Raw genomic sequence first — 1674 nt, forward strand, 5'->3', positions numbered from 1 at the left:
GAATGGGGCGGACGAGGGGAATCGAACCCCCGAGTGTCGGAACCACAATCCGATGCGTTAACCACTTCGCCACGACCGCCATAGTAATGGGTTGAAACAGAAATGGCAGGGGCAGTAGGAATCGAACCCACACCAAAGGTTTTGGAGACCTCTATTCTACCGTTAAACTATGCCCCTGTAAAGATGGTGGTGGGGGACGGATTCGAACCGCCGAACCCGGAGGGAGCGGATTTACAGTCCGCCGCGTTTAGCCACTTCGCTACCCCACCATGAGAAGCATATGCCGGCGATAGGAGTCGAACCCACGACCTACTGATTACAAGTCAGTTGCTCTACCAACTGAGCTACACCGGCATAATATTAAAATGGTGGCTCAGGACGGAATCGAACCGCCGACACAAGGATTTTCAGTCCTTTGCTCTACCGACTGAGCTACTGAGCCACATAAATGGCGGTCCCGACCGGGATCGAACCGGCGATCTCCTGCGTGACAGGCAGGCATGTTAACCGCTACACCACGGGACCTTTTGGTTGCGGGGACAGGATTTGAACCTGCGACCTTCGGGTTATGAGCCCGACGAGCTACCACTGCTCCACCCCGCGATAATATTAGTTGTAGAAATTTCAAATCCTACGCATTTTGTTTTACTCTGGGACTTTGTTGTAATTTCCTTTTAGGAAATTACACAAATCACATTCTTCGTGATGTGACTTGCTCCTCCCCGCAATAATATTAGATGCAGGAATTTCAAATCCTACGCATTCTGTTTTGGTAAAATGGTGGAGGATGACGGGTTCGAACCGCCGACCCCCTGCTTGTAAGGCAGGTGCTCTCCCAGCTGAGCTAATCCTCCGGGTTTAAAGTGTGATAAGCTGCGCATCTCTTTGTCAGCTTCTTTCACTCAGTCGGTCACGTACTTTGGTACGCTCCCTCTTTCCTTCAATCGCTTCCGCGACCTGCTTGCTTCTCCCACTTTAAACGGGAGTTGCGATAAGTCGTTTTAATAAAATGGTGACCCCTACGGGATTCGAACCCGTGTTACCGCCGTGAAAGGGCGGTGTCTTAACCGCTTGACCAAGGGGCCATATGTAAGTAGGTGATAAAACTGGCGGAGAGCAAGGGATTTGAACCCTTGATACGCGGTTAGCGTATACACGATTTCCAATCGTGCTCCTTCGGCCACTCGGACAGCTCTCCAATTGGCTCCGCAGGTAGGACTCGAACCTACGACCGATCGGTTAACAGCCGATTGCTCTACCACTGAGCTACTGCGGAATAATTCAGCAATGAGTTTTTTCACTCATTAAGTCATTTTGGAAATGACAGCCCAGCGACGTCTTACTCTCACAGGGGGAAGCCCCCTACTACCATCAGCGCTGAAGAGCTTAACTTCCGTGTTCGGTATGGGAACGGGTGTGACCTCTTCGCCATCATCACTGGACTATTTTCTTCACAAGACAAGATTTATTATATCATATCTGGTGAATAAAGCAAGCGTTTTTTCAAAATAAATAATTTTGTTCGCTCAAAACCGGATAAAACCAACATTGTTGCTGAACGTCAAGTCCAACTGTACTCTTTAACTTTTAAGGTTAAGTCCTCGATCGATTAGTATCCGTCAGCTGCACGTGTCGCCACGCTTCCACCCCGGACCTATCCACCTCATCATCTTT

Annotated in this window: 11 tRNA genes and 2 rRNA genes; all 13 read right to left on the reverse strand. The window is 49.4% G+C overall.

Annotated features, from left to right (window positions below):
* Positions 1–3: 3 nt before the first annotated feature.
* Positions 4–79, reverse strand: a tRNA-His gene (locus AWV70_RS19985).
* Between the two features lie 24 nt (positions 80–103).
* Positions 104–177, reverse strand: a tRNA-Trp gene (locus tag AWV70_RS19990).
* Between the two features lie 7 nt (positions 178–184).
* Positions 185–269: transfer RNA gene (locus AWV70_RS19995), tRNA-Tyr, on the reverse strand.
* Between the two features lie 12 nt (positions 270–281).
* A tRNA-Thr gene (locus AWV70_RS20000) sits at positions 282–354 on the reverse strand.
* Positions 355–366: 12 nt separating this feature from the next.
* Positions 367–442 (reverse strand) — tRNA-Phe (locus tag AWV70_RS20005).
* A 7-nt stretch (positions 443–449) separates the two neighbouring features.
* Positions 450–525: transfer RNA gene (locus AWV70_RS20010), tRNA-Asp, on the reverse strand.
* A 3-nt stretch (positions 526–528) separates the two neighbouring features.
* Positions 529–603, reverse strand: a tRNA-Met gene (locus tag AWV70_RS20015).
* 175 nt (positions 604–778) lie between these two features.
* Positions 779–854 (reverse strand) — tRNA-Val (locus AWV70_RS20020).
* 156 nt (positions 855–1010) lie between these two features.
* A tRNA-Glu gene (locus tag AWV70_RS20025) sits at positions 1011–1085 on the reverse strand.
* 22 nt (positions 1086–1107) lie between these two features.
* Positions 1108–1198: transfer RNA gene (locus tag AWV70_RS20030), tRNA-Ser, on the reverse strand.
* A 3-nt stretch (positions 1199–1201) separates the two neighbouring features.
* Positions 1202–1276, reverse strand: a tRNA-Asn gene (locus tag AWV70_RS20035).
* A 50-nt stretch (positions 1277–1326) separates the two neighbouring features.
* Positions 1327–1442 (reverse strand): 5S ribosomal RNA (gene rrf, locus AWV70_RS20040).
* A 147-nt stretch (positions 1443–1589) separates the two neighbouring features.
* Positions 1590–1674: ribosomal RNA gene (locus tag AWV70_RS20045) — 23S ribosomal RNA — on the reverse strand; the annotation flags it as partial.

Origin of the sequence: Sporosarcina koreensis (assembly GCF_001531445.1) — a bacterium.
Classification (GTDB): domain Bacteria; phylum Bacillota; class Bacilli; order Bacillales_A; family Planococcaceae; genus Sporosarcina; species Sporosarcina koreensis_C.